28 protein-coding genes and 1 pseudogene are annotated in these 25,255 nt (G+C 59.4%); 12 read left to right on the top strand and 17 right to left on the bottom strand.

All coding sequences use genetic code 11. From position 1 onward, the window contains the following. Positions 1 to 167: 167 nt before the first annotated feature. From ACIQUH_RS20035 to ACIQUH_RS20115, 17 genes and pseudogenes are all read right to left on the bottom strand, one after another. The gene (locus ACIQUH_RS20035) at positions 168 to 1,130 is read right to left on the bottom strand and encodes a flagellin (protein WP_400818133.1); all 963 of its coding nucleotides are present in this window, start codon (positions 1,128 to 1,130) and stop codon (positions 168 to 170) included. Positions 1,131 to 1,155: 25 nt separating this feature from the next. Next, on the bottom strand, positions 1,156 to 1,341 hold the full coding sequence (locus tag ACIQUH_RS20040) for a hypothetical protein (protein ID WP_400818135.1): 186 nt from the start codon (positions 1,339 to 1,341) through the stop codon (positions 1,156 to 1,158). A gap of 196 nt (positions 1,342 to 1,537) precedes the next feature. Further along, positions 1,538 to 2,458 carry a flagellin gene (locus tag ACIQUH_RS20045; protein WP_400818137.1) on the bottom strand — a complete coding sequence of 307 codons (921 nt, stop codon included), beginning with the start codon at positions 2,456 to 2,458 and terminating at the stop codon, positions 1,538 to 1,540. A gap of 373 nt (positions 2,459 to 2,831) precedes the next feature. After that, positions 2,832 to 3,569 carry a flagellar type III secretion system pore protein FliP gene (gene fliP, locus ACIQUH_RS20050; protein ID WP_059760555.1) on the bottom strand — a complete coding sequence of 246 codons (738 nt, stop codon included), beginning with the start codon at positions 3,567 to 3,569 and terminating at the stop codon, positions 2,832 to 2,834. Next, positions 3,566 to 4,069 (bottom strand): flagellar basal body-associated FliL family protein, encoded by a 504-nt coding sequence (locus ACIQUH_RS20055; protein WP_400818140.1) that lies wholly within the window; start codon positions 4,067 to 4,069, stop codon positions 3,566 to 3,568. Before ACIQUH_RS20055 ends, fliP begins: the two co-directional genes overlap by 4 nt. A gap of 28 nt (positions 4,070 to 4,097) precedes the next feature. Beyond that, positions 4,098 to 4,817 carry a flagellar basal body L-ring protein FlgH gene (flgH, locus tag ACIQUH_RS20060; protein WP_400818142.1) on the bottom strand — a complete coding sequence of 240 codons (720 nt, stop codon included), beginning with the start codon at positions 4,815 to 4,817 and terminating at the stop codon, positions 4,098 to 4,100. Continuing rightward, positions 4,814 to 5,359, bottom strand: a complete 546-nt coding sequence (locus ACIQUH_RS20065; protein WP_400818144.1) for a MotE family protein — start codon at positions 5,357 to 5,359, stop codon at positions 4,814 to 4,816. The genes flgH and ACIQUH_RS20065 overlap by 4 nt, the downstream gene beginning before the upstream one ends. Continuing rightward, positions 5,356 to 6,411, bottom strand: a pseudogene (locus tag ACIQUH_RS20070) (flagellar basal body P-ring protein FlgI); the annotation flags it as partial. The pseudogene ACIQUH_RS20070 and the gene ACIQUH_RS20065, both read right to left, overlap by 4 nt. Before the next feature lie 62 nt (positions 6,412 to 6,473). Next, the gene (flgA, locus tag ACIQUH_RS20075; RefSeq protein WP_400818146.1) at positions 6,474 to 6,962 is read right to left on the bottom strand and encodes a flagellar basal body P-ring formation chaperone FlgA; all 489 of its coding nucleotides are present in this window, start codon (positions 6,960 to 6,962) and stop codon (positions 6,474 to 6,476) included. A 20-nt stretch (positions 6,963 to 6,982) separates the two neighbouring features. Then, the gene (flgG, locus tag ACIQUH_RS20080; protein ID WP_400818148.1) at positions 6,983 to 7,771 is read right to left on the bottom strand and encodes a flagellar basal-body rod protein FlgG; all 789 of its coding nucleotides are present in this window, start codon (positions 7,769 to 7,771) and stop codon (positions 6,983 to 6,985) included. 18 nt (positions 7,772 to 7,789) lie between these two features. Then, positions 7,790 to 8,128 (bottom strand): flagellar hook-basal body complex protein FliE, encoded by a 339-nt coding sequence (locus ACIQUH_RS20085; RefSeq protein ID WP_269708012.1) that lies wholly within the window; start codon positions 8,126 to 8,128, stop codon positions 7,790 to 7,792. Further along, positions 8,125 to 8,544: a flagellar basal body rod protein FlgC gene (flgC, locus tag ACIQUH_RS20090; protein WP_003503422.1), complete on the bottom strand. Its 420-nt coding sequence runs from the start codon at positions 8,542 to 8,544 to the stop codon at positions 8,125 to 8,127. Before flgC ends, ACIQUH_RS20085 begins: the two co-directional genes overlap by 4 nt. A gap of 3 nt (positions 8,545 to 8,547) precedes the next feature. Next, complete coding sequence (gene flgB, locus ACIQUH_RS20095; RefSeq protein ID WP_400818151.1) at positions 8,548 to 8,940, bottom strand: flagellar basal body rod protein FlgB; 393 nt, start codon at positions 8,938 to 8,940, stop codon at positions 8,548 to 8,550. Positions 8,941 to 9,112: 172 nt separating this feature from the next. Further along, a complete protein-coding gene (locus tag ACIQUH_RS20100) occupies positions 9,113 to 9,676 on the bottom strand; it encodes a hypothetical protein (RefSeq protein ID WP_400818153.1) in 564 nt (187 codons plus the stop codon). A gap of 3 nt (positions 9,677 to 9,679) precedes the next feature. Continuing rightward, a complete protein-coding gene (gene fliI, locus ACIQUH_RS20105) occupies positions 9,680 to 11,086 on the bottom strand; it encodes a flagellar protein export ATPase FliI (RefSeq protein ID WP_400818155.1) in 1,407 nt (468 codons plus the stop codon). Between the two features lie 11 nt (positions 11,087 to 11,097). Then, positions 11,098 to 11,832, bottom strand: a complete 735-nt coding sequence (gene flgF / locus ACIQUH_RS20110; protein WP_400818157.1) for a flagellar basal-body rod protein FlgF — start codon at positions 11,830 to 11,832, stop codon at positions 11,098 to 11,100. A gap of 1 nt (position 11,833) precedes the next feature. Beyond that, positions 11,834 to 12,613, bottom strand: a complete 780-nt coding sequence (locus ACIQUH_RS20115) for a DUF1217 domain-containing protein (protein ID WP_400818159.1) — start codon at positions 12,611 to 12,613, stop codon at positions 11,834 to 11,836. Positions 12,614 to 12,799: 186 nt separating this feature from the next. Here ACIQUH_RS20115 and motA point away from each other — a divergent pair, with 186 nt between their 5' ends. From motA to ACIQUH_RS20175, 12 genes are all read left to right on the top strand, one after another. Further along, positions 12,800 to 13,672 carry a flagellar motor stator protein MotA gene (gene motA, locus ACIQUH_RS20120; RefSeq protein WP_020010426.1) on the top strand — a complete coding sequence of 291 codons (873 nt, stop codon included), beginning with the start codon at positions 12,800 to 12,802 and terminating at the stop codon, positions 13,670 to 13,672. Beyond that, positions 13,669 to 14,628 (top strand): FliM/FliN family flagellar motor switch protein, encoded by a 960-nt coding sequence (locus ACIQUH_RS20125; RefSeq protein ID WP_400818163.1) that lies wholly within the window; start codon positions 13,669 to 13,671, stop codon positions 14,626 to 14,628. Before motA ends, ACIQUH_RS20125 begins: the two co-directional genes overlap by 4 nt. Positions 14,629 to 14,692: 64 nt before the next feature. Continuing rightward, positions 14,693 to 15,232 carry a flagellar motor switch protein FliN gene (gene fliN / locus ACIQUH_RS20130; RefSeq protein ID WP_400818166.1) on the top strand — a complete coding sequence of 180 codons (540 nt, stop codon included), beginning with the start codon at positions 14,693 to 14,695 and terminating at the stop codon, positions 15,230 to 15,232. 27 nt (positions 15,233 to 15,259) lie between these two features. Beyond that, on the top strand, positions 15,260 to 16,303 hold the full coding sequence (gene fliG / locus ACIQUH_RS20135) for a flagellar motor switch protein FliG (RefSeq protein ID WP_400818168.1): 1,044 nt from the start codon (positions 15,260 to 15,262) through the stop codon (positions 16,301 to 16,303). Between the two features lie 127 nt (positions 16,304 to 16,430). Next, positions 16,431 to 17,513 (top strand): flagellar biosynthesis protein FlhB, encoded by a 1,083-nt coding sequence (flhB, locus tag ACIQUH_RS20140; RefSeq protein ID WP_400818171.1) that lies wholly within the window; start codon positions 16,431 to 16,433, stop codon positions 17,511 to 17,513. Positions 17,514 to 17,518: 5 nt separating this feature from the next. Continuing rightward, positions 17,519 to 17,956 (top strand): hypothetical protein, encoded by a 438-nt coding sequence (locus tag ACIQUH_RS20145; RefSeq protein WP_400818174.1) that lies wholly within the window; start codon positions 17,519 to 17,521, stop codon positions 17,954 to 17,956. 309 nt (positions 17,957 to 18,265) lie between these two features. After that, a complete protein-coding gene (locus ACIQUH_RS20150; RefSeq protein WP_400818177.1) occupies positions 18,266 to 19,558 on the top strand; it encodes a flagellin in 1,293 nt (430 codons plus the stop codon). Positions 19,559 to 19,871: 313 nt separating this feature from the next. Continuing rightward, complete coding sequence (locus tag ACIQUH_RS20155; protein ID WP_400818179.1) at positions 19,872 to 20,528, top strand: hypothetical protein; 657 nt, start codon at positions 19,872 to 19,874, stop codon at positions 20,526 to 20,528. Continuing rightward, the gene (locus tag ACIQUH_RS20160; protein ID WP_400818182.1) at positions 20,525 to 21,832 is read left to right on the top strand and encodes a MotB family protein; all 1,308 of its coding nucleotides are present in this window, start codon (positions 20,525 to 20,527) and stop codon (positions 21,830 to 21,832) included. Before ACIQUH_RS20155 ends, ACIQUH_RS20160 begins: the two co-directional genes overlap by 4 nt. Next, entirely contained in the window at positions 21,829 to 23,106 is a 1,278-nt protein-coding gene (motC, locus tag ACIQUH_RS20165; protein WP_400818185.1) for a chemotaxis protein MotC, read from the top strand. Before ACIQUH_RS20160 ends, motC begins: the two co-directional genes overlap by 4 nt. Beyond that, positions 23,103 to 24,464, top strand: a complete 1,362-nt coding sequence (locus ACIQUH_RS20170; RefSeq protein ID WP_400818188.1) for a flagellar hook-length control protein FliK — start codon at positions 23,103 to 23,105, stop codon at positions 24,462 to 24,464. The genes motC and ACIQUH_RS20170 overlap by 4 nt, the downstream gene beginning before the upstream one ends. After that, entirely contained in the window at positions 24,412 to 24,978 is a 567-nt protein-coding gene (locus ACIQUH_RS20175; RefSeq protein WP_400818190.1) for a lytic transglycosylase domain-containing protein, read from the top strand. The genes ACIQUH_RS20170 and ACIQUH_RS20175 overlap by 53 nt, the downstream gene beginning before the upstream one ends. Positions 24,979 to 25,255: the final 277 nt, after the last annotated feature.

Below are 25,255 nucleotides of genomic sequence, written 5' to 3' on the forward strand. Positions count from 1 at the left end.
CTGTTAACCTCTTTTTCGTCTTGGTTAACGAGTCGTTTCGATGCGCTGATTTAGCCGTGATTTGGTTAATGAAGTCTTAATCAAGAAATTTATGAATTTTGCAGTCAATGGCACAAACAAAAACCGCGCCTTTCGGCGCGGTTGATTTTTTCGCTTTCGATCTTCGATTAACGGAAGAGCGACAGGATGCTTTCGGAGTTGCTGTTGGCGATCGAGAGAGCCTGAACGCCGAGCTGCTGCTGCGTCTGCAGAGCCTTCAGCTTGGTGGACTCTTCGTTCATGTCAGCGTCCACGAGGCGGCCGATGCCCTTCTCGACGGAGTCCGACAGCTTGGAAGCGAAGTCTTCCTGCAGACCGATACGCATGGAGAGCGAGCCGAGCTTTGCTGCGGCGCTCGTCATCGCCTTCAGGGAGTTTTCAACCAGCGTCAGTGCTTCGGCCATGTTGGTGGCGCGGTCTGCAGCTGCATACTGGGTGATATCAAGCGTGTAGACGGACTGGGCGGTGACAGTCGTGAACGTTCCGGTCGTGCCGAGAATGCCGGAGGTGTCGGGGACACCTGCGGAGTCGACCGAGCCGAAAAGCGTGTTGCCGGTCGCGGTGTTGTCGAGGGCATATTTCGTGGTCGTGACGCTGACGGCACCGCCGGTGGCGCGAACGAAGCCGGCAACGACCGACTTGTCCGGGTCCGTGCCGGGCGTGGTAGCGCCGAGCGTCGAAGCGCCAACGAGCCAGTTTTCGCCGTAGAAGGATGCGCCCTGCGCAATCGATACCAGCTGGTTCTGAAGCTGATCGATTTCTTCCTGAACCTTGGTGCGGTCGACGCCTTCTTCGGTAGCCGTAACCAGCTTCGCCTTGATTTCCTTGACGACTTCGATTGCCGATTCCATGCCGGCAGAAGCGGTGTCTACCTTGGCGGCGCCGAGGCCGAGAGCGTCGGAAACGGAGGAGAGTGCCATGTTGTCGGAGCGCATGGTGGTTGCGATCGACCAGTAAGCAGCGTTGTCAGCAGCTTCGCCAACGCGAAGGCCGGAGGAAACGCGTGCCTGGGTGGATTCCATGTTCTGGCCGATAGAGCGCAGGGTCTGGAGCGCAGACATTGCTGCGACATTCGTGATAATACTCGTCATAGTAGTGTGCCCCTTGAATGGCTGATTAAAGAAGGGACATTCCGGTTTCACCGGGAACGGCGCACAGCATCATGCCTGCTAACTGGCTGATTTTTAACGTTAGCTCGCCGTTTCGATGAGCATTAGGTAACGCGGGTTTGGTTAATGAATTGATAAGCGCAGAAAGAAATTCAGCCTCGTCAAAATTAAAAAATGCAACTCTCGCGCGCACGCGCGCGTATCCTCAAAAGTTTAAAAAAAAGATAAGGCCGCACCCGTTTCCGGATGCGGCCTCATTGATGCATTCAGTCCGATTCAGCCTTTCGGACCTTTGTGCCTTCCATCCCGGTCTGCGCTCGGTCAGCCCCCGATTGCTTTTGGGAAGAAATGGGTCCCCCAGCCCCGAAGGGCTATGAGAAGCTCGGCTCTTAACGGAAGAGCGACAGGATGTTCTGCGAGTCGCTGTTGGCGATCGACAGAGCCTGAATTGCCAGCTGCTGCTGCGTCTGCAGAGCCTTCAGCTTGGTGGACTCTTCGTTCATGTCGGCGTCAACGAGGCGGCCAACACCCTTTTCGATGGTGTCGGACAGCTTGTCGGCGAAGTCGGTCTGCAGGTCGATACGGGCAGACAGCGAGCCGAGCTTGGCGCCGGCGCTGGTCATCTTCGTCAGGGCCGTTTCAACGGAGTAAAGTGCGTTGTCCAGGTCATCGGTGCCGACGTTCAGGTCGAGAACGGAAATCTGGGTGTAGGTCTTGGCGCCGACGGTGGTGGTTGCACCGGTAGCGTTCAGGATACCGGAGTTCGCGTCGATCGTGCCCGGCGTTGCTTCGGTGTAAAGCATGGACGAGGCATCCAGCGCGTAGTCCGTCGTCTTGACGCTGACATTGCCGTTGTCGTCACGGACGAAGCCGGATACGACCGTCTTGGTGGCGTTGGCGGTCGAAACGAGCCAGTTTTCACCGTTGAACGATGCGCCCGTGCCGATCGACTTCAGCTGATCGAGCAGCTGGGTAACTTCTTCCTGGATCTTGGTTTTGTCGACGCCTTCTTCCTTTGCGGCAACGACCTTGGCCTTGATCTGGGTGACAACATCGATAGCGGCTTCCATACCGGCAGATGCGGTGTCAACCTTGGCAGCGCCCATGCCCAGTGCGTCGGAGACTGCGCCGAGAGCCTTGTTGTCGGAACGCATGGTGGTCGCGATCGACCAGTAAGCAGCGTTGTCCGAAGCCGAACCAACCTTCAGGCCGGAAGAAATGCGGTCCTGCGTGGTCGACAGGTCGGAAGCGATGGAACGCAGGGTCGAGAGAGCGGCCATTGCGTTGGTGTTGGTGAGAATGCTTGCCATAATAAAATTGTCCCTTGTTTTTACGAGATACTGGAGTGGGGACATACCGGGTTTGGTATTACCGGTCGCAACGTTTCGGCTTCATGCCACTCGGTTCGGAAATGCTTAGTTTCAGAAACCAAACCCGCTGCGTGTGGAAAGAAATTCGCAGCGAAAAATTGCCCAATTATTAATTTGAGCGCCAAGAAATATTGGAAAATACTTATGGTTACTTTTTGATGTAGTTAAATGGTAATTTTTTTATTTAGGAAGATAGTTACCCGGTTGCTAGTGAAAATGGTAACCAAAGCACTAAAATGCGAAAACCCCGCGGCTTTCGGCACGCGGGGTTAAAAAACAGGGTTAATATGTATCAGCGGGGCACGAATGGCTGTCAGTTGAACGATCTGACGAGGCTGCCGACGAGCAGGTTCCAGCCGTCGATCAGCACGAAGAACAGGATCTTGAACGGCAGCGAAATCGAGGTGGGTGGCAGCATCATCATGCCCATGGCCATGGTGATGGTGGCGACGATGAGATCGATGACCAGGAACGGCAGGATGATGAGGAAACCGATCTCGAAACCGCGCCGGATTTCCGACAGCATGAAGGCCGGAACCAGCACGCGGTAGTCGACGACATTGTCGGTCATCACTTCCTGGCCACGCTCGCGGGCGATGTCCACGAAAAGCTTCAGATCCTTGTCACGCGTATTGGCGTTCATGAAGGTGCGGAAGGGTTCGGCAATGCGCTGCACGGCCTGCTGTTCGTTGATCTGGTTCTGCAGAAGCGGCTGCACGCCGTCCGTCCAGGCTTTGTCGAAGGTGGGCGACATGACGTAGAAGGTCATGAACATCGCCATCGACAAAAGGATCATGTTCGACGGCGTCGAGGCCAGTCCCATGCCGGATCTGAGGATCGAAAAGGCGATCACGAAGCGCGGAAAGCTCGTGACCATGATCAGAATGCCCGGTGCGACCGAGAGGACCGTCAGCAGGCCGAAGGTGCGGATGATCCACGCCGCAACGGAGCCGTCTATCTGCGTGTTGAACAGATCGGACGGAAATTGCTGGGCACTGGCAAGGCCCGGCAAAGCGAGGAGGACGGCGATGGTTACAAGAAATCGAATCATTCGATGACAAAGGTCCGGAACATGACCTTGGATACGCGCCCTTGAGAGCGCAGGTCAACTCGTTCCTGAATGTCATCCTTAAGATATTGAAAGCCGCGCGGCCCTTCCAGCTGCTGGAGGGAAACGGTGCGGACATAGGCCATGATGTCCTGGTGAATATCTTCCGCCAGACCCACCTCGACCGGCCCCTTGAACATCAGCGCCACTTCCAGCCGCACCCAGTTCGTCGAGGGATAGGCGAGGTTGGTGGTGATGGGATCGAGCTGGACGATGCCGTTCGCCTCGGCCGAGATTTTCTCGATACCTTCGTCCTTCTTCTCACCGTGCCCGCCGGCAGCCGCAGCGGGGGCATGCGCCTCCGCCCCGGCGATCTTCGGCGCGATCATGCCGCCCACGAGCCAGCCGCCGCCCGCGCCGAGCAGGGTGAGGATCGCAACGCCTGCGATGGTCATGACCAGAGGGGAGGATTTTTTCTTGCCCTCTGCCTGTTCGTTTTCCATGGGTCAGTCCCGTTCCCGTGTGCCGAGGTCAGAGCGGCGAGAACAGGTCGACGACCTGCTGCCCGACCGGGGGCTGCTGCACTTCCGTCAGACGTCCGCGACCGCCATAGGAGATGCGCGCTTCGGCGATGCGCTCGTAGGAGATCATGTTCTGTGCATCCACATCCTGCGGCCTGACGATACCGCCGACATTGAGGATGCGGATTTCATGGTTGACGCGCACTTCCTGTGAACCGCTGATGATGAGGTTGCCGTTTTCCAGAATGCCGGTCACCACGGCGGCCACGAGCAGCGTCAGCTTTTCGGAGCGCTTGGTCTTGCCCTTGGCCTGGGTGTCGGTGTCGGAACCGTAATTGATGCTGGAATCGGCCTTCGGGTTCCAGCCGAACAGCTGCGCATCCGCCTTCCAGTTCAAACCGCTGGAATTGGTGCGGTTGCGCTCGGTCTCGTTGTCGAAATCGGCCTTGTCGTTGATCTGGATATTGACGGTCAGGATGTCGCCGATGTTCAGCGCGCGCAGATCCTTGAAAAGGGCGCCCTGGCTGTCGCTCCACAGCGAATAACCGCTCGCCATATGTTTCGGCTGCTTCGGATACAGGCCCATCTGCGGCGTCTGGCTGAATTGCAGACCGCTGCCGATCGGGCTCATCGCGGGTGCGTTGCCGATTTCCTTCAGGGTCTGGTTGTTCTGGCAGCCGGCAAGCAAGGCGAGCGGCAGGAGGAGGGCCGGAAGACGACGCGTGCTCATGAAGGATCCTTCGAAGTGTTTTTATCGGTTGCCTGCGACATGATGCCGGCGACGAGAGCGGCTTTCTGCGCGTCCATCTCGCTGAGGATGAGGCCCGACTGGCGCGGCGGCAGCTGCATGATGATGGCGGCCGCTATTTCCACATGCATCTTTTCAAGCTGCGGCGCGGCGGCATCGGCCTTCATCGTCTTGTAGATGTCGACGAGGTTGCTTTTCGCTTGATTGAGGAAGTGTTCGCGGCGGGCCAGCCAGTCCTCATATTCCGCCTTGCGGTCTTCCAGCACGGCAATACGCTCGTTGACGTCCGACTGCAGCTTCTCCAGCTCCTGCTTTTGCAGCAGATAGCGCTGGTCGCGGGCCGCATCGGCGATGTTGGTGCAGAATTTCTGGATTTCATCCTGCGTGCTGAGTTCCGAAACCACGTTCTGCTGGCTTTCGGCGCCAGCAGCGGGAAGCAGGAAAAGCAGCGAGGCGACGGCAGCGAAGCGGGCAATGCCATTCAGGCCATTCGGGAAAGCGTTTTTCTTCTGATTGTCCATCATTGCAGCACAAGCTCCGCCTGAAGGGCGCCGGCGGATTTGATGCCTTGCAGAATGGCGATGATGCCATCCGCCTTGAGCCCGATGCTGTTGAGACCGGCAACCAGCGTGCGAAGGTCAGGTCCCTCGACGATGGCGACCTTGCTGCCTTCCTGCATTGCCATGATATCCGTCTGCGGCTGCACGGCCGTCTGGCCACGCGAGAAGGGCGCCGGCTGAATGACCTGCGGCGATTCCGTCACCTGCACGGTCAGCGTTCCGTAGCTGACGGCGACGCGGGAAATGCGCACATCCGCGCCGATGACGATCGTGCCCGTGCGCTCGTTGATGACGACCTTGGCCGGCGTATCCGTTTCCACGGTCAGGTTTTCGATTTCCGCCATCAGGCGGGTGAGGTCAGCGACGCGGGGCTTCTGTACCGCGATTTCCTGCGAATCGCGCGGCTCGGCGATCGGATCGCCGTAACGGGCGCGGGCAAAGGCATTGACGACATCGGCGACGCGCACCGCCGTCGAAAAATCGGGATTGCGCAGCTGAAGGACCAGATTGACCGAATCCTTGAACTTGGACGGCAACTCCCGCTCGATGATCGCGCCATTCGGCACGCGGGCGGAGGTGGTCACGCCCTGCGTCAATGTCGCGGCATCGCCCTGGGCCGAAAAACCATTGACGATAAGCGAACCCTGCGCGACCGCGTAGATCTGCCCGTCCGCACCGGAAAGCGAGGTCATGATGAGCGTGCCGCCGCGCAGCGACGAAGCGTCGCCCAGCGAACTTACCGACACGTCGACGCGGCTGCCGGGGCTGGCGAAAGGCGGCAGGTTGGCCGTGACCATGACAGCGGCGATGTTCTTGGCGTTCGACTGGCCGCCCTGCGTGGTGATGCCGAGGTTCTGCAGCATCGCCCGCATCGATTGCTCGGTGAAGGGCGAGGAGCGCAGGCTGTCGCCGGTACCCTGCAGGCCGACGACGAGACCGTAACCGATCAGCTGGTTGTCGCGTCCCGCCTGCAGCGAAGCGATATCCTTGATGCGGGACGTATCGGCATGGGCTGCGGGCACGGAAAGGAACGGCTGGGCCGAGAACAGAATGGCTGCTGCTATGATACGAAGCATTCTCATTTCGCCATCACCTGAATGGTTCCGTCCTTCATGACCGTGCCACTGACCATCACGCCGGAATCGATGTTGCGCACGCGCACGACCTCGCCGAGCGACCCGTCGGTCATCGGCGTTCCCGAAGCCATCAGCGTCATGTTGCCGATGGTGAAGACGAGTTTGACGCTTGTGCCACGCACGACGAGCGAGGGCTCGCGCAGCGCAGCGACCGGGATCGTGCGGCCGGGAAGCAGTGTCTGCTTGGAGATCCTGCCTTCGACTTCGCTGATATCGCTCGCATAACCCGAGGAAATATTGGGATTGGTCACTTCCACCGGCTTCACCTGTTCAGGCGTGATCGTCTCGCCCGGATAGATCGTGCGGGTGGGAACCAGCGCCATGGGCGCCTGAGCCAGCGCGGGAGCGAGAGCCCCAAGTGAAAAGGCAGACGCAAGGCATATACGGACGAGCGCCGTTCTGCTGCTGCTATGTTTCCGGCCAAACCTCATGTTCGCCTGCCTTTCCGTTCTTACTTCAGGTTCTTGCTGACAATCGAAGCCATTTCGTCAGCGGTGGTGATGACCTTGGAATTCATCTCGTAGGCGCGCTGCGCCGTGATGAGGTCGGTGATTTCCTTGACGGCGTCGACGTTCGAGCCTTCGAGGTAGGATTGCTTGATATAGCCGTAGCTTGGATCGTCTGGCACGCCGACCACCGCATCGCCGGAAGCCGGCGTCTGGGCGAAGAGGTTGTCGCCGAGCGGTTTCAGGCCGGCCTCGTTCGCGAAATTGGCGATGGTGAGCTGGCCGAGTTCGGTGAAGTCGGTGGCATTGCCGATGCGCGCTGTCACCTGACCCGTGCGGGTAATGGTGATGTCCTGCGCGTCCGTCGGGATATTGATGTTGGGAATGACGTTGTAGCCATCGATCGTCACCAGATTGCCGTCGGCATTCTTGTTGAAGGCGCCGGCGCGGCTGTAGAGCGTCGAACCGTCAGCCGCTTCGATCTGGAACCAGCCCTGGCCGATGATCGCGACGTCCAGCTTGTTGCCGGTCTCGATCAGGTTGCCCTGGGTATGAATGTTGCGCACCGCCGAGGTCTGCACGCCGAGACCGATATTGGCGCCTTCGGGCACGATCGCCTGGTTGGCGCGGTTCGGCACGCCCTGCATACGCTCGGTCTGGTAGAGCAGATCGGTGAACTCCGCACGCGCGCGCTTGTAGCCGGTGGTGTTGATGTTGGCGATGTTGTTGGCGATGACTTCCAGATTGGTCTGCTGGGCGTCCATACCGGTGGCAGCGATGGCAAGAGCTCTCATGTCAATATTCCTGCTGGGCTAGATCTGCATCTTGGTAATGTCGAGATAGGCCGACACGATCTTGTCTCGGAGCGCGATGGCGGTCTGCAGCGACTGTTCGGCCGAAAGCACGGCATCGACCACTTCACGGGTGTTCGCCTTGCCCTGAATGCCTTCGAAGGACGCAACTTCCGCCTTCTTCAGGTTGTTCATCGCATCCATCGAGACGTTGCCGAGAACGCTGGCGAAGCTTTGACCCGTCTGCTGGGCGGGCGTCGTCTGTTGCTCGCCGCCGAAAAGGCTTTCCGTCAGCGAGGAGACGCCGCTTGCGCCGCGGGTGAGCGAAAGGGAACTGACTTGCTTGATACCGTCGATCATTGCGATGCCTTCAGAAGGTCGATTGTGGAGGCGACGAGGTCGCGTGTCTGGCGGATGACCTGAAGATTGGCGTCGTAGCTGCGGTTGGCTTCGCGCATATCGGCCATTTCGATCAGGATGTTGACGTTCGGCATCTTCACCATGCCGTTGCTATCGGCGGCCGGGTTGCCGGGATCGTATTCGTTGACGAAGTCGCCACGGTCGACGCCGAGCTTCTTCACCGTCACGCGCTCGACGCCGCTGACGCGGTCGAGCTCGGAACCGAAGGTGACGGTCTTGCGGCGATAGGGATCGGCGCCGGGGGTGTCGCCGGTGGATCTGGCGTTGGCAATGTTTTCCGAAACGATGCGCAGTCGCGTGGACTGCACTTCCAGGCCGCTGCCGGCGATCTTGCTCGCCGCACTCAAGGGATCCATGGCTTACCTCTTTACCGTCATCAGCATCATGCGATGGAAGGATTTGACGAGATTGGCGTTCAGGTCGTACTGCCGCTTGATCTCGCCGGTCTTGGTCATTTCTTCCGCAAGCGCGACCGAATTGCCCGATTCCTGCATGCCGATCTCGTTGTTGACCGGGTTGTCACGCACCGCGATATTGTCGCTGAGGGTGCTTTCGCCGAAGTGGGCGGGATGCGTCTTCGCCATGCCGACCTGCTGGCTGGTGGCCTGCATGACCGCTTCGAAGGGGCTGACATCCTTGGCGTGGAACTTCGGGGTGTTGGCGTTGGCGATGTTGGTCGCCACGACTTCCTGCCGCACGCTCAGCCATTCCGCTTGGCGGGATGCCAGATCGAACAGTTGAATCGGTTGCATAGACTTCTCCATCTCGTATGGCCCGAACCTACGGGGCTAATCTTGCGTCAGACTTGCGGGGAGGGGAGAAGGTGCGGAACGGCGCAAGACGCGGACATAGATGCGGCCTGCCCAAAACAAAAAAAGGCGCGCCGACAGATGCGGCACGCCTTTTGAACCAGAGAAAAATATTCTATTTTTCAGGGCGATAGGTTTTCCCGGAGGATGTCTCGATCAACCATTCGCCGTTGCGCTGCTCGATCCTGGTGAGCATCGCATTGTCCGGCAGGGTCGATCCGACCCTGACCATATACATGCCGGAACCGTCCTCGATCAGGGCGCGGCCGTTGGAAACATGCAGCAGACGGAAGGAGGTCTGGCCGGGGAAGGGCTGATCCTCGACCCCGGCTGCGAGATTGTTCTGTTTTTCCCTGCCGCCTGCGCTGACGGTCGCCGTCGTCAGCATGTCGGGCAGCTCCGCCGGTGGCGGGGTGTCTTCCTTGTTGCGGTTGGTCATGGCCATGGGCGAAACGCTGAAGACTTCCCGCGGGCCGGTATGGGGCAGATCGCGGGTGCGGTCGCCGCCGGCCACCCTTATTCCGAATTTTTCCTCATTGAAGAACACGTACCAGGGGAAAAAGGCCGCCGCAGCGGCAAGCCCTATGCCAGTCCATGCCAGAATACGGTCTGGCGTGAAGAAAACAGGCTGCGGCCGCACGTCGTCAACGTCGCTCTTGTCGTTCCGCTTTTTGTTCACGGGTCAGCCTCTCATTCTCGGGTTTACCTGCGGCTGGCCATTCTGCGCGCCGCCGCGCAGCGCCGTCGCCAGATCGGCATAGGCATCCTGCGCCGCCGGTTCGCTCGGCAGCTGTTTCAGCGTTTCGTAGATGATCGGGACCTGCTTCACCGCCATGTCGAGATCGGGGTCAGTGCCGGGCCGATAACCGCCGATGAGGCGAAGATCCCGGGTTTCCTCGAAGCGGTGCACCAGCGCCTTGAGGCGCGACACCAGCTTTTCCTGATCCGGTGTCCAGGCCTTCTTGGCAAGACGCGAGATCGAGGCGAGCGGATTGATCGGCGGGTAACGGCCCTCTTCGGCAAGGCTGCGGTCCAGAACGATATGGCCGTCGAGAATACCGCGAGTCGAATCGGCAATCGGATCGTTGTGATTGTCGCCATCCACCAGAATGGAGACGATGGCGGTGATGGTCCCGGTGCCTTCGGCGCCCGGCCCCGCCCGCTCCAGAAGGCGCGGCAATTCGGTGAAGACCGAGGCGGGGTAACCGCGGGCGACCGGCGGCTCGCCCGAGGCGACCGCCACTTCGCGGATCGCATGGGCAAAGCGCGTCACGCTGTCGATGATGAGAAGGACATTGTCGCCCTGATCGCGAAAATGTTCGGCGATGGTGACGGCGGAAAGCGGCGCCATCTTGCGCAGCATCGGGCTTTCATCGCTTGTCGCGACGACGGCGATGGACTTGCTCATATTCTCGCCCATCGTATCTTCGATGAATTCGCGCACTTCGCGGCCGCGTTCGCCGACGAGCGCAATCACCACCTTGTCGAAGGCGTCTGCCTTGGCAAGCATCGACAGCAATGTGGATTTGCCGACGCCGGAACCGGCGAAAATGCCGAGACGCTGGCCGAGGCAAAGCGGCGAGAAGATATCGATTGCCCTGACACCGGTTTTAAACGGCGTCTCCACCCTTTTACGCGTCATCGAGGGCGGCGCATTGTTGGAAATCGAACGCCGCTCGATGCCGGAGGTCAGCGGACCCTGGCCGTCGATAGGCTCGCCGAGCGCATTGATGGTGCGCCCGCACCAGCTGTCGTCGGGCGAGACGCGGAAGGCGCCCTTGCGGATGACGGTATCGTGTATGCCGATCGGCTCGCCGGGTTCGATGGGGCAGACATAGCAGATGTCCGGTTCCACGCGCACGACTTCGCCGAGATGAATGCCGGTCGCGCTGCGATGGGCGACGAATTCACCGAGCCGCACATGCCGCGACAGGCCGGAAACCGTATAGTGCCCGGCGGCGATGGTGCGGACATGACCGCCATGCGCCACCGAAAATTCCGGATCGGCATAGTGCCCGGCAAGGCTCGCCAGCTGGGCGAGCTTCGGTGAAATGGCGTCAGCCGAGAGCATGGATTCCGGCATTCTCATCGCTCAGTTCCTCAACGCGCGCCGCCAAGCGTCTTGATGCCCTCGCCGAAGGTCGATTCGGTATCGCGCATCAGCGAGGAAATGCTCTCAAAGGCGCGGTTGACCTGGATGAGCTGGGTCATCTGGGAAATGCCGTTGACGTTCGACTGTTCGAGGTAACCCTGAACGACGCCGACTTCATGATTGTTGACGACCGGAACGGGCTGCGCCACGGGCTTCACGCCACTGTTGGGATGACGCAGGAAGCCTTGCGAGAAATCCGCCTGATAAATGCCGAGCGTGGCGACGATGTTTTCGTTCTGCCGGATGGCGCCGTCGAGACCGACGGTGATCGGGCCGCCATTCGGATTGAGCTGGATCGGGCCGCCGCCGGCATCGAGAACGGGATAACCGTTCGAGGAGATGAGTGCGCCGTCCGGACGCATGGTGAAACGGCCGTCGCGGGTCAGAATCTGGCCGTCGGGCGTATCCAACGAGAACCAGGCATCGCCCTTGATGGCGAAATCGAAGGAATTGCCGGTCTGCTCGAAAGCACCCTGGCGGGTGGAGAGATAGTCGTTGCCCTGCGAAACGAAGGCCACCCTGGCGTTCATGTCATTGTGGTTCTTGGCGACCATTTCGTCGAATTTTACCTCAGAACCGCGGAAGCCGACCGTGTTCACATTCGCCATATTGTCGGAAATGGTGGTGAGACGGCGCTCCAGCGCGATCTGCGAGGACAGGGCGACGTATAGTCCGGATTGCATATCATTTGCCTCCGAGTTTCAGGGAGTTGATGGAAATCAGCAGGTCCGGGGAAATGCCGTAGCCGCTGGAGGAGCCGAAAACGGCGAGAGGGTCATAGGTCGTCGATGGGTTTTGCATTTCCCACATGATGGTGAAACGCTCGAGCAGCTTGCCGACCTTTTCGGGATCCTGCAGATCCTTGATATCAATGGTTTTTTCGATCAGCGCCGCCTGTTTGTCGACATCGGCGGCGGCAAATTCGTCGGGAAGGTTGTAGGCCGTGCGAAACACCTGCGCGAGCGCGTCGTCCGCCAGAAAGTCGAGGCCCGATGTGATGGTCGACGCCTTGCGTTCGAAATAAAGGGCGAGCCGGACGCCGTTATTGTCGTCGCCCGCTTCCTGTTCCAGCGTCTGGCGGGTGTATTTGCCGATGACGCCGGATTTGGCGGCCTCGGTGGAGGTTGCCGCGGCCCCCAGGCCGGCAAAATCCAGCGACTTCGCAAAATCCGCATAACGGCTGTCGGAAAGCTTGTTGGCGAAGGCGTCCTTGTCCGAGGTGCCTTCCGTCAGCACCTTGCGGATGAAGGCCTTCGCATAGGCCATGTCCTCGAGCCCGTGGGCTTTCAGCGCGTAATTGTAAAGGCGCGTATCGGCCATGAAGTCGTCGATGGATTTCACATCGCCGATCTCCGCGCGGTAATATTCGGTCTCGCGCGCCACGTCGGGCTGCTCCGACACCCGCTCAAGCGATTTGCCGATATCCTGACTGATCAGTCTGTAGCTGGTGTAGGTGGAAGTCACTGAACCGCCGCTCTCGTTTGATCCCGATCTCAAGGCGCACGTCCGCCTTTGCCGGCATAGTGCCGTGGCTTGCTTGTGCGAAACTGGCTGGAGGCGGCAGCGTGGGAGAGGCTTGGCGGACAGGTTCACGCAAGCCACATTTTTTAGACATGGCGGCATGGAACACTGTTCGGGCGTGGTCGATCAATGAATATTGTAATTGGACTTATAATCACCTTCGGCTGCATCATCGGCGGCTATATGGCGATGGGCGGTCATCTGGACGTGCTGGTTCAGCCGTTCGAATTGATGATCATCGGCGGCGCCGGTCTCGGCGGCTTCATCATGGCGAACCCCATGAAGGTCGTGAAGGATTCGGGCAAGGCGCTCGGCGAGGCCTTCAAGCATTCGGTCCCGAAGGAGCGAAACTATCTCGACGTGCTCGGCGTGCTTTATTCGCTGATGCGCGATCTGCGCACGAAATCGCGCAACGAGATCGAGGCTCACATCGATAATCCGGAAGAATCCTCGATCTTCCAGAGCGCGCCATCGGTTCTGAAGAACAAGGAACTGACCTCGTTCATCTGTGACTACGTCCGCCTCATCATCATCGGCAACGCCCGCAGCCACGAAATCGAGGCGCTGATGGACGAGGAAATCGAGACCATCCTGAACGACAAGCTGAAGCCCTATCACGCGATTACCACCATGGGCGATTCCTTCCCCGCCATCGGTATCGTCGCGGCGGTTCTCGGCGTCATCAAGGCCATGGGCAAGATCAACGAATCGCCTGAGGTGCTGGGCGGCCTGATCGGCGCCGCACTCGTCGGCACCATGCTCGGCATCATCCTGTCCTACTCGATCTGCAACCCGCTCGCTTCGCAGGTCAAGATCGTCCGCACCAAGCAGCACCGCCTCTACATCATCGTGAAGCAGACGCTGATCGCCTACATGAACGGCTCGGTGCCGCAGGTCGCACTCGAATACGGCCGCAAGACCATCTCCAACTACGAGCGGCCGTCGATTGACGCCGTCGAGCAGGAGATGATGAATCCCGGCGGCGAAAACAAGGCGGCATGACGATGGCAAAAGCTGCAGCGCAAAAAGCACCCGCCATCGACACCGCCCTGCTCGCAAAATTGACGGGAGGGCTGTCCGACCGCAAGACAATCGCCAAGATCGGTTCCGATATCGGCCATCTCTACAGCGAATTCCTGCCTGATATTTTCCACAGCGAGACCGGCATTGCGATCGATGTGGAATATGTCGGCTCCGAATCGGGACTGATGACCGATCTCATCGCCAATGTCGGGCAGAATGTCTCGGTCGCCGATTGTTCGCTGCGCAACTGGTGCCCCAATTTCATGATGACGGTCGGCAACGGCTTCGTCATCGCGCTCATGGAGCGCATGCTGGGCGCATCGCCGGATACCATCGGCGAGCCGGACGAGCGGAGCCTCTCCCATATCGAGCTCGACCTTGCGGCCATGGTTCTCGGCCGCATCGCGGGCGTCCTGCGTTCCGGTGTCAACGCGCCGGGCGGTTTCGAGGCGACGATTGACCCGCCCTTCAATGCCAACGGAAAAAGCGCTTTCGACGAGATGATCGCCGGCCTTTACGGCGTGACCATCCGCATGAAGATCGATATCGGCAAGGTATCGTCGGAATTTTCCCTCATCGTGCCGCAGCGGCCCCTGCTCAAAACCTCCATCATCGCTCCGAAGGCTTCCGCCCAGGCGCTGAAGAAGCAGGAGGAATGGATGGAGATGATTTCGGAGCAGGTGAAGCGGTCGCAGGTCACGCTCGAGGCGCGCATCAAGCTCGAAACGCTGACGCTCAGGACGATCTCGAAGCTGGTGGCCGGCGATGTCATTCCGTTCCAGGCTCTGAAGCAGGACGACATCGGCGTCGAGGTCAGCGCCAACGGTTCCAAGCTCTATAATTGCGAATTCGGCAAGTCCGGCGACCGCTACATGGTTCGGGTGAAGAACAATGTCAGCACGGACGACGAGATCTTACGACATTTGATGGGTTAAAATCCTGCCCGGCCTTTGCGGTTCTGGGCAGGCTGACGCAAGTTTCAAAGGGAATAATCAGCGCATGGCTACGAAGAAAACACCTGTGACCGATGATGCGGCGCTGCCGTCGTTTGAAGACGGCGGCGACCTCGACCAGGCTATCGGCGATCTGCGTGGCGTCCTCAAGACGGATGCGGAAGGCTCGTTGTCCGATTTTGGCGACTTCGGCGATTTTGGAAGCACGGACGAGGTTTCGACGGACAACGACCTTTCCGCCTTCGGTGGCGGAACGACCGATTTTGCGATGGATGATTTTGCCGCCGCTCCGCAGGTTGCGGGCGTGAAGGCGCCGCTTGGCAGCGGATTGTCCGAAAATATGGAAATGATCATGGACATCCCGATCGATGTCCAGATCGTTCTCGGCACCAGCAGAATGCTCGTTTCGGGGCTGATGAGCCTTGAAGAAGGAGCGACGATCGCACTCGATCGCAAGATCGGCGAGCCGGTCGAAATCATGGTGAATGGCCGCCGTATTGCGCGCGGTGAAATAACGGTTCTGGAAGACGACGATACGCGCTTCGGCGTAAAATTGATTGAAGTACTGAGTACGCGAAAAGCCTGATCCCTGTGGGGACGGAGAGGAAAGACCATGATGGACTTCGAGGATTTCGGTAACCCCCTTGCGGGCAAGCCGTTGTCTCAGGCCGACAAGGCGGCCGCGGTGCTGCTTGCCATGGGCAAGGGCGTCGCCGGCAAGCTGCTTAAATTTTTCACGCAGCACGAATTGCAGATGATCATTTCCTCGGCCCAGACCCTGCGCGTCATCCCTCCGGATGAACTCGCGCAGATCGTGGCGGAATTCGAAGACCTGTTCACCGAAGGAACGGGTCTGATGGACAATGCCAAGGCAATCGAAAGCATTCTCGAAGAAGGCTTGACCCCTGAAGAGGTGGACAGCCTTCTTGGCCGCCGCGCGGCCTTCCAGGCCTATGAAGCGTCGATCTGGGACCGCCTGCAGGAAGCCGAGCCGGAATTCGTCGGCAAGTTCCTGCTGCGCGAACATCCGCAGACCATCGCCTATATTCTCTCCATGTTGCCCTCGTCCTTCGGCGCCAAGGTGCTTCTCACCATTCCGGAAGAGCAGCGCGCCGATATCATGAACCGCACCGTCAACATGAAGGAGGTCAGCCCCACGGCTGCCCAGATCATCGAGAAGCGTGTGGTCAACCTCATCAACGAAATCGAAGCCGAGCGCAATGCGGGCGGTTCTACGAAGGTTGCCGATCTGATGAACGAACTGGACAAGCCGCAGGTCGATACTTTGCTCAGCTCGCTCGAGACGCTCAGCAAGGAAGCCGCAAACAAGGTCAAGCCGAAGATCTTCCTCTTCGACGACCTCATGTTCATGCCGCAGCGCAGCCGCGTCCTGCTGCTCAACGATGTTTCGGCCGATGTTCTGACGATGGCGCTGCGCGGCGCCACGATGGAAATCAAGGAATGTGTGCTCTCCAGCATCAGCCCGCGCCAGCGCCGCATGATCGAATCGGACCTGGCGGTGCCGCAGGCCTCGATCAACACCCGCGAAGTGGCGATCGCGCGCCGCGCCGTCGCGCAGGAGGCGATCCGGCTGGCCAATTCCGGCCAGATCCAGCTGAAGGAAGCCGCCACGGAAGACCAACCGGCCGCCGCTTGAGCGGAAGCCGGTTGATAACCCGCCCTTCCGGCGGAACCGGCCATTGCGATGGCCGGTCACGGACGCTAGTTTCGGGATGACGGCCTGCCGGGATCGGCGGGCCTTTTTTTGATCCCGGGGACGTGCCTTGGCAGACGATCAGGACAAGGACAGTAAAACAGAAGCCCCGACGGAGAAAAAACTCCGCGATGCGGCGGAAAAGGGCAATCTTCCCTTTTCCCGCGAAGTGCCGATCTTTGCCTCGTCGCTGGCTTTTTACTGCTACCTGGTCTTCTTTCTGCCCGATGGCGCCGGTCGTCTTGGCGTCACATTGAAGGACCTGTTCGGTCAGCCCGAACAGTGGGACCTCAGCACCCGGCCGGATGCCCTGTCGCTATTGTATTTTCTCGGTACCTCGATTGCCTATCTGCTGATGCCGGCGATGATCATGTTCATCGTTTTCGGGCTTGCTTCGTCGTTTTTCCAGAACCTGCCGTCGCCGGTGCTTGAGCGGGTGCGTCCGCAATGGTCACGCGTCTCGCCGGCGAAGGGCTTCACGCGCATCTACAGCAAGCAGGGCTTCGTGGAATTCGGCAAGTCGGTATTCAAGATCATGATCGTCTCGGTCATCATGTTCTTTGCCCTGCGTGGCGATTTTTACAGCCTCATCGATCTGATGTTCTCCGATCCGCAGGTGATTTTCGTCAAGCTGGTCGAGATCGTCAAAAAGATGATGGTCGTGATTTTGCTTTCGACCGCGCTGCTTGCCGCCGTCGACGTTTTGTGGACGCGTCATCACTGGTTCAGCCAGCTGAAAATGACGAAGCATGAGGTGAAGGAAGAATACAAGCAGTCGCAGGGTGACCCCGTGGTCAAATCCCGCCAGCGCTCCATCGCCCGCGACCGTGCCCGCCGCCGCATGATCAACAATGTGCCGCGCGCCACACTTGTCATCGCCAACCCGACACACTTTGCGGTGGCGCTGCGTTATGTGCGCGAAGAAGGCGACGCACCTGTTGTCGTCGCCAAGGGCCAGGACCTTATCGCATTGAAAATCCGCGAGATTGCGGAAGAAAACAATATCCCCGTTTTTGAGGACCCTCCGCTTGCACGCTCCATGTTTGCGCAAGTCTCGGTAGATAGTGTGATTCCACCAGTCTTTTACAAGGCTGTGGCTGAGCTCGTTCACCGGGTTTACGCCATGAAGTCATCGAAAATACGGGTTCAATAAAACCAATGAAAAAATCCGCCTATTCCGAACAGCGGGAAATGATCGTCGCAGAGGCGATCAACCCGATCGCCACCGAACTTCGATTGTTAGACCCGGCCGACCTGATTTCGCTGCTCCGATTCGAGTGCAATGGCAGTATCGCCGACCTCGTTTCCTCGGCGGCGGAGCTTTATTATCATCCCGGTACGATCAATTTCGGCGCCGGCGGCGAATATAAGCTCGAATGGGAAGGCGCGCCGGAGATCGTCCTCGATCTCGAGCTCAAGCCGAAGGGCGCCACGGTCTATGCGCGGCTGACGCTCGCCAACGACCATGCGGCGATCGAGATCAATCACGTCTCGTTTCAGAACCCTTCCGAAAATCCTGATGAGAACACCGAGTTTCTTCGTCAAAGCCTGACGGCTGCGCGATTCGTGCCCACCCGTCAGGGCGAAGCGGCTTAACCGGATCTTCCGCTCCATATTTCCGTCATGTCCGTTGCGCGCGCCGAAATTCGCGGGCGCAACGGCCTCGTTCCGGTGCGTTTTAACCCGAGCTTGCCTGAAGCCTGCCGGTTTATGCGAAACCCGGCTGCGAAAGCGAGGAACGCCTTGCAAATCAGTCTCGTTGTTTGTTACCTATCGCATTAACGATTTGTTAACGAACGGCAGGTCGCGGTGGTCGGTTCTGGCCATTGCCGATGCGCATGATGCCCCTGCTCGTTGTCGGCACAGCGCCGGATTTTTTCTTAAATTTTGAGTTGGGTGGACCCCATGACCAGCATTTTGACCAATGCGGCGGCAATGGCCGCGCTGCAAACCCTGCGTATGATCGACAAGAATCTGGAAACGACGCAGGCGCGCGTGTCTTCCGGCTATCGTGTCGAGACTGCGGCGGACAACGCGGCCTACTGGTCCATTGCGACGACGATGCGCTCCGACAACAATGCCCTTTCGGCCGTGCAGGATGCTTTGGGTCTGGGCGCCGCCAAGGTCGACACCGCCTATGACGCGCTTGAAAGCACGATCGAGGTCGTCAAGCAGATCAAGGCCAAGCTCGTCGCCGCCTATGGCGTAGGTGCCGATCGCAGCAAGATTCAGGATGAAATCAAGCAGCTTCAGGAACAGCTGAAGAGCATCTCCGAATCGGCCTCCTTCTCGGGTGAAAACTGGCTGCAGGCCAGTATCAGCAACGGCGGCACGCCGCCGGTCGAGGAATCGATCACCAAAAAGGTCGTTGCATCCTTCACCCGCACAGGCTCGGGCAATGTCGGGGTCACCACCGTTGACTACACGCTCGACGGCAGCACCGTGCTTTTCGACCTCAGCGGCGGAAAGCTCGGCATTCTCGACAAGAATGCCGTTTTTGTCAGCAAGACGGAATATGAAGTCACCCAGACGTCGACGACCGCCGGCAAGACGGCGGAGGCGGGTTATGTCGTGCCGAAGCTTACCGATGCAGAAATCGGCGCGCTGAATGCCGCGACGACGGATACGAATACGGATCCGAATGTCTACAGTGACGGGACCGCCAATTATCTCCGCCTTGCCGAAAATGCATGGGTCAAGGTGACGGCGACAGATCCGTCGAGCGGCGGCACCACCGTTTCTCCCGCCTATCGCGACACCAGCAGCAACGACTGGTTCTACGATACCAGCAGCGGAACGGCTTCCGCCGATCGTTCCCTCGGCTTTTCCGTCTCCACCCTCGATCTCGGCAATCTCGACATCGTCGCCGCAGCCATGGGTGGTTTTGCCGGCAGCGGCACGACCTATACCGACGCAGACGCCATCGACATGATGATGTCCTTCGTCGACGGCCAGCTTGAGGCGATGACCAGCACGGCTTCCAGCCTTGGTTCGTTGCAGAGCCGCATCAGCATGCAGGACAACTTCGTCTCCAGCCTGATGGATGTGATCGACAAGGGCATCGGCCGTCTCGTCGATGCTGACATGAACGAGGAATCGACCAGGCTGAAAGCGCTGCAGACGCAGCAGCAGCTCGGCATCCAGGCGCTCTCCATCGCCAACGCCAACGCGGAAAATATCCTCCAGCTCTTCAAGTAACGGGTCTGGCCGGCGTGGGCGCGCGGGGATGAATGGGTGCAGGCTTCCTGATCGAGCCCGCCTTCATCCTCGCACAAGTTTGAACACCTAACGTCGGGTCAATATGGGGCGGATCGCATGGCGTGATCCGGCCGGGAAACGTGGAAGAGACGGGCAGGGTAGCAAGGATGACGGTGGTGCCGCCAAACGGCTTACAGCATTTCCAGGAAAAGTGGACCCCGGTTTTCCGTCCGGAAATGCGGCGCGGCTTTTGCGATTCGCGCAGGCAACGGGACATGTTTCGCCCTTTTGGCCCGTTTTGCCGGGGGCAGGCATGAGCGCGTCGATTGCACGATTTCTCAAGGATTTCGGTGAGGCACAACCGGCTTCATCGGCCTTTGGCGACCCGTTGGCGGATGTCGCTACCGATTTCGCGTCCGGTTTTGCCGATGTCACTTCCGGTTTCGACGAGGTAGCACCCGTCGATGCGGAAAGCGAAAAACAGGCGGCCTATGCCCGGGGCCGCGAGGATGCCACCCGCGAGATTACCGAAAAGATGCAGGCCGAGCGGGAAGAGCTGCTCGCCGCTCACGCCGCCGAGCTGGAGGAACTCCGTTCTGTCTATCTTGAGGAGACGGCCGTTTTTCTGTCACGCCGTCTGCGCGAAGGTATCGACGCAATCGCCGCCAATCTCAGCGAACAGACCGCCAATATTCTTGCGCCGCTTCTGACGGAAAAGCTGTCGCTCAAGGCGGTCTCGGCACTGGCGGATGTGGTGCGCACCGCCATGCCGGATGGCGAGGCGGTCACGCTTGTCGTGAAAGGCCCGAAAAACCTGTTCGAGCAGTTGAAGACCCAGCCGGGCTTTGAAGAAGAAACGATGAAATTTACCGAGACAGCCGATATCGATCTTTCGATCGAGTTGGGTGAAAGCGTGTTCGTGACGCGCATGTCCGCCTGGGCATCCAGTCTTCGCAAGGTGATGAAATGAGTGAAGGCGAAAATCACCACCACGGCAAGAACGAGATCATCATCGTCAAGCGCCACAAGGGCGGGCATGACGGTGCGCACGGTGGTGCGTGGAAAATCGCCTATGCCGACTTTATGACCGCGATGATGGCGTTCTTCCTCGTCATGTGGCTTGTCAACGCCGCCAATGAGGAAACCAAGGCCTCGGTCGCCAGCTATTTCAACCCGATCAAGCTGTCGGATGAGAAACCCTCGTCCAAGGGGCTGGAAAAGCCTGTCGACAAGGAAGAGGGCGTCCAGAAGAAGGACCAGTCCAACATCCAGGCGGAAAAGGTCACCAAAGGTTCCGCTGCGGCGACGGGCGAAGACCTGACCTCGCAGACCGGTGAGCAGTCGAATTTCTCCGAAGCGGACTTTTTCGAAAATCCCTATTCCGTGCTGGCGGAAATCGCCCAGCAGGTGGGGCAGCAGGCCAATGTCAGCGCCAAGGGCGAAGGCGGCGCCGCCGATTCCGGGCCGGCGACGGGCGCAAGCGGCGGCGAAGCCTATCGCGATCCCTTCGATCCTGATTTCTGGACCCAGCAGGTGAAAATCACCCGCGCCGATCAGCCGCAGAAACCGGTTGAACAGCAGCAACTTGCCGAGAACAAACAGGAGGATGCGGCCGAGAACGCTCAGGCGGTCGCGCTCAAGTCGTCCGAGACGCCGGCTGACAAGGCGGAAGACGGAAAGCCGACGGAAATCGCCGCCGTGGTGCCGCAGCAGCGTCCGGATGCCGCCGAGCAGGCAGCGCTTGCGCAGCCGAAGCCGGATGAGCCGCGACAGGCAAGCGATGCGCAGCAAAAGGCGAGCGATGCCGACTGGGAAAAGGCCGACACGCTGCGCGAAGAGATCGAGAAGCAGATATCAGGCATAACCGGCAAGCTTTCCGAAGGTCTGGTGGTGACGCCGGCCGAAGGCGGATTGCTGCTGACCATTTCCGACCAGACGGAAACGCCGATGTTCAATATCGGATCGGCCGTTCCCCGGCGTGAAATGGTTCTGGCCATGGAAAAAATCGGCAAGCTGCTGCAGGAGCGCGGTGGCAGCGTGGTGATCCGCGGCCATACCGACGGGCGGCAGTTCAAGGGCGAGGCCAATGACAACTGGCGGCTTTCCATGGATCGTGCCCACAGCGCCTATTACATGCTGGTGCGCGGCGGCCTGTCGGAAGAGCGGGTAAAGCAGGTCTCGGGTTTCGCGGACCGCAGATTGCAGGTGCCGGCAGACCCTCTGGCGGATGCCAACCGCCGTATCGAAATTCTGCTTGAGGCCGATCGGGGGTGAGTGTGACGAAAACCTCGAAACGCTGGCTTCTTCTTGCGGCGACGCTTTGCGGTCTCGGCTCCGAGCCGGGTAGGGCGTTTTCGCAGTCGCAAGACAATCTCATGCCCTACGCCATGCTGCGCTCCTTGCAATTCGTGCAGGATTCGGTGGCCATGGGCGACCATTCCGCCTCGGAAATGCAGCGGTTTCTGTTGCAGACCATCGACGAGCGGCTGAAGAGCGCGCCTTCGGCGATTTTCAAAGATCCGCGCAATGTCGATGCGGCGCTGATCTATGCGATGAGCGGCGGCAATCCGGCGACGCTGGAATTTCTGGTCGCACGCGATGTGGATGGCAATTTCGACAGCCGCGTTGCCGATATCCTGCGCAAATACCTGTCCGGCAAGGGAACGCTGGTGGCGCAGAGCATCGCGGCCATGGTGCCCGAATATCGTGGCAAGCGGATTGGCGCTTATCTGGCGCTGATCGGCGGCAATGTGACGATCCCGCGCGATCCGCTGGCGGCGCTCGGTTTTTATGACATAGCCCGGCTCGAAGCGCCCGGCACCATCGTCGAGGAGGCGGCATTGCGCCGTTCGCTCGCCATCGCGGTCGAGGACGGCGATGCGGCGCGCGGCGTCGATTATGCACAGCGTTATGCGCGGCGGTTCCTGCACTCGCCCTATGCCAGCCAGTTCGCGGACCTTCTGGTGTCGCTGGTGGTCAAGCGCGCCGATTCCATCGGCGAGGAGGCGATACAGGAAACCTTCGCCATGATGGATACGGAGAGGCAGAAGGAAGCCTATCTGCGCCTTTCCCGCCTGGCGGCGATCAGCGGCAAGGATTCTCTGGCGCGCATGGCGGCGTTGAAGGCGAAGTCGCTGTCTGCTTCGTTGCCGGATCAGCCGGAAGTACAGGCAAATCTCTATGAAAGCCTTTCCAACATCGGCACGCCCGATGTGGTGAGCGCGATCGAGACAATCGGGCAAATTCCCGAAGCGCAGCTTTCGGATCGGGACAGGGCGCTGCGGGAGGCGGCAAGGGCGATTGCCGAACAGGTGGTTCGTCCTCCTTCCCTGCAGCCCGGCGTCGAGACCGACACTGCGGCCACGAAGGACACCGGGCGGAATGCGCCCGAAAACGAGGCGACCGCTGCCGATGCAAAGAGCATATGGCGGGTCGAAACCCAGAAGGCAGACGATGAGGGCGATAACGTGCGGCAACTCGTGACGAGTGGCCGCAGCAAGCTCGATGAAATCGACAGCCTGTTAAAGAAAGGCGAGGGGGCACCATGATCGACGCAGCCATCAACGCGATAATGAATGCGCCGCCATCCGATCCGCGCGCGGGCAGCGCCAACGTCAGGGACGACGCCAAGGGCGGCAGTTTCGGCGATGCCCTTTCCACGGTCCGGGACGAGCGCCCGCCGCAGGCACTGCATTCGCGGCATCAAGAGGACGAGAAGCCGGCAGAAGAACAGCAGGCGCAGCCCGATGGTGAGGCGGAAAAGATGGATGTCCCGGTCAAGCGGCCTGCAACATTTCTCAATGTGATCGTCAACGAGCATGCCGGCGAAGGTCGTGCGCAGGAGACCGTGGCCGAGTTTCGGAACGCGGTGAAAACGACCCGCGCAACACCCGAAAACGGCAAGACCGGCAAGAAGCCCAAGGACGACACCGACAAGGACACCGAGGTGACGGCCGATGCGATCGATCCGAAGCTGGCGGAACTGCAGCTGGTGACGGCCAATGCCGCCGAAGTGGCGACGGCCAAGACACCGCTTGAGGAAATCGCACAGGCGATTGCCGGCAAGACCGACACGGTGAAATCAGACCGGGCTGAACCTGTCCGGGTCAAGGCCGAGCATTCGCTCAGGGACATGCCGACAGGGATCGCAGCTGCCGGTAATGAGGCGGGCTCGGCTTCGGAAAATGAGGGCGATGCCTCGGCATTCCGTTTTTCGTCTCCGCGTTCGGGTGCTGCCCGCGCTCTCGATATGAGCACGGTTCAGCGTGAAGGCCGTGTCGAGTTCGATGCACGGGAAAGCACTGGCAAGGCGGCCGATACCATAACGGTTCTCGATTCGCGGCGTTTCATCGGTCTCGCGCCTTCGACCAACGCTTCGGCCCTGACCGGGCTGATCGTCAATGATCCGGAATGGGTGAGCGCCATGCAGCCCGGTTCGTCGCTCTCCAATGCGGCGGCCCAGAGCAGCACCGGCAAGGTCGTCCATACGCTGAAGCTGCATATGACGCCGATCGAGCTCGGATCGGTGACGATGTCGCTGCGTCTTGCCGGTGACGAGCTTGCCGTTCACATGACGGTGGAGAGCGTTGCTGCCTATAAAAAGCTCCAGGAAGACAGCAAGAGCATCCTCGAGGGTCTCAAGGCGCAGGGTCTGACGGTCGATAACATCACCATCAGCATCGCTTCTTCCGACAAGAGTGACCAAACGGGCACACAGGGCAACAATCAGCAAAATCAGCAGGCGCAGCAGCAGGGCCAGCAGGCCGCCGCGGGGCGCAACCGTGACGAGTCCGGAGCACGGGGCGACCGGCAAGGCAATGGCGATAATTTGGGGGTGCATAATGAAGGCATGGATGGCGCTCTTGGTTCTGCCCGCTCTTCTGCTGACAATGGCGTCTACCTCTGAAAACGCGTCGGCTTCGGCAACGTCAGGTGTCTGTGAAAGAGAGATCCAGTCGGCGGCACGCAAATATGGCGTGCCGGAGGGAATTCTCTATTCGGTGGGGCTGACCGAAACGGGCCGCAAGGGGCGTCTCGACCCCAATGCCATGAATATTGAAGGAAAACCGGTATTTGCCTCCTCCACCGAGGAGGCGTTGACCACTTTCGAGGCGGCGAAGCGCAACGGCGCCAAGCTGATCGACCTCGGCTGCATGCAGATAAATCATTATTTCCATGGCGAAAACTTCGCATCCGCGCGGGAAATGTTCGATCCGCGCCGCAATGTGGAATATGCCGCGATGTTCCTTCGTAATCTCCACAACAGGCATGAAACCTGGACCATGGCGGTCGCCCGTTATCATGCGGGTCCCAACAATGACCCGGCGCAGAAGAAATATGTCTGTCGTGTCATCGCCAATCTGGTGGCGACGGGCTACGGGAAATGGACTCCCAACGCGAAAAATTTCTGCGACGGATAACAACCTGAAATTGCTTTCAGGCGCCGCAGGACTCGTATTTTGAAATGTGGCGATAGATTGATCGAAAAAAGGCATTTCAAGCGGTTTTTTCGGAATTTTGAAATTTCTACACAAAAATTTTGTGCCATATATGGTTAATACCCACTATATATAGATCAAATCGGCACAAAATAGTTAATCAATTATTAATATCTATCGATGATTTCCTACAGTTGTCGCTGAATCCCCCGATTCGTACCAATGCCACATTGGAAAACACCACACTGATTCGGAGGCG

Origin of the sequence: Agrobacterium sp. NPDC090283 (assembly GCF_044769685.1) — a bacterium.
GTDB lineage: Bacteria > Pseudomonadota > Alphaproteobacteria > Rhizobiales > Rhizobiaceae > Agrobacterium.

What these genes read in the sequence shown, in the direction of transcription:
- ACIQUH_RS20035 (WP_400818133.1), bottom strand. Translation starts at nt 1,130, where the DNA reads ATGACGAGTATTATCACGAATGTCGCAGCAATGTCTGCGCTCCAGACC.
- flgF (WP_400818157.1), bottom strand. Translation starts at nt 11,832, where the DNA reads ATGCAATCCGGACTATACGTCGCCCTGTCCTCGCAGATCGCGCTGGAG.
- motA (WP_020010426.1), top strand. Translation starts at nt 12,800, where the DNA reads ATGAATATTGTAATTGGACTTATAATCACCTTCGGCTGCATCATCGGC.
- fliN (WP_400818166.1), top strand. Translation starts at nt 14,693, where the DNA reads ATGGCTACGAAGAAAACACCTGTGACCGATGATGCGGCGCTGCCGTCG.
- flgH (WP_400818142.1), bottom strand. Translation starts at nt 4,817, where the DNA reads ATGAGCACGCGTCGTCTTCCGGCCCTCCTCCTGCCGCTCGCCTTGCTT.
- flgG (WP_400818148.1), bottom strand. Translation starts at nt 7,771, where the DNA reads ATGAGAGCTCTTGCCATCGCTGCCACCGGTATGGACGCCCAGCAGACC.
- ACIQUH_RS20065 (WP_400818144.1), bottom strand. Translation starts at nt 5,359, where the DNA reads ATGATGGACAATCAGAAGAAAAACGCTTTCCCGAATGGCCTGAATGGC.
- fliG (WP_400818168.1), top strand. Translation starts at nt 15,260, where the DNA reads ATGATGGACTTCGAGGATTTCGGTAACCCCCTTGCGGGCAAGCCGTTG.
- ACIQUH_RS20150 (WP_400818177.1), top strand. Translation starts at nt 18,266, where the DNA reads ATGACCAGCATTTTGACCAATGCGGCGGCAATGGCCGCGCTGCAAACC.
- ACIQUH_RS20155 (WP_400818179.1), top strand. Translation starts at nt 19,872, where the DNA reads ATGAGCGCGTCGATTGCACGATTTCTCAAGGATTTCGGTGAGGCACAA.
- flgA (WP_400818146.1), bottom strand. Translation starts at nt 6,962, where the DNA reads ATGAGGTTTGGCCGGAAACATAGCAGCAGCAGAACGGCGCTCGTCCGT.
- flgC (WP_003503422.1), bottom strand. Translation starts at nt 8,544, where the DNA reads ATGGATCCCTTGAGTGCGGCGAGCAAGATCGCCGGCAGCGGCCTGGAA.
- ACIQUH_RS20160 (WP_400818182.1), top strand. Translation starts at nt 20,525, where the DNA reads ATGAGTGAAGGCGAAAATCACCACCACGGCAAGAACGAGATCATCATC.
- ACIQUH_RS20055 (WP_400818140.1), bottom strand. Translation starts at nt 4,069, where the DNA reads ATGGAAAACGAACAGGCAGAGGGCAAGAAAAAATCCTCCCCTCTGGTC.
- ACIQUH_RS20175 (WP_400818190.1), top strand. Translation starts at nt 24,412, where the DNA reads ATGGCGCTCTTGGTTCTGCCCGCTCTTCTGCTGACAATGGCGTCTACC.
- ACIQUH_RS20045 (WP_400818137.1), bottom strand. Translation starts at nt 2,458, where the DNA reads ATGGCAAGCATTCTCACCAACACCAACGCAATGGCCGCTCTCTCGACC.
- fliI (WP_400818155.1), bottom strand. Translation starts at nt 11,086, where the DNA reads ATGAGAATGCCGGAATCCATGCTCTCGGCTGACGCCATTTCACCGAAG.
- ACIQUH_RS20170 (WP_400818188.1), top strand. Translation starts at nt 23,103, where the DNA reads ATGATCGACGCAGCCATCAACGCGATAATGAATGCGCCGCCATCCGAT.
- ACIQUH_RS20125 (WP_400818163.1), top strand. Translation starts at nt 13,669, where the DNA reads ATGACGATGGCAAAAGCTGCAGCGCAAAAAGCACCCGCCATCGACACC.
- fliP (WP_059760555.1), bottom strand. Translation starts at nt 3,569, where the DNA reads ATGATTCGATTTCTTGTAACCATCGCCGTCCTCCTCGCTTTGCCGGGC.
- ACIQUH_RS20085 (WP_269708012.1), bottom strand. Translation starts at nt 8,128, where the DNA reads ATGATCGACGGTATCAAGCAAGTCAGTTCCCTTTCGCTCACCCGCGGC.
- ACIQUH_RS20145 (WP_400818174.1), top strand. Translation starts at nt 17,519, where the DNA reads ATGAAAAAATCCGCCTATTCCGAACAGCGGGAAATGATCGTCGCAGAG.
- flgB (WP_400818151.1), bottom strand. Translation starts at nt 8,940, where the DNA reads ATGCAACCGATTCAACTGTTCGATCTGGCATCCCGCCAAGCGGAATGG.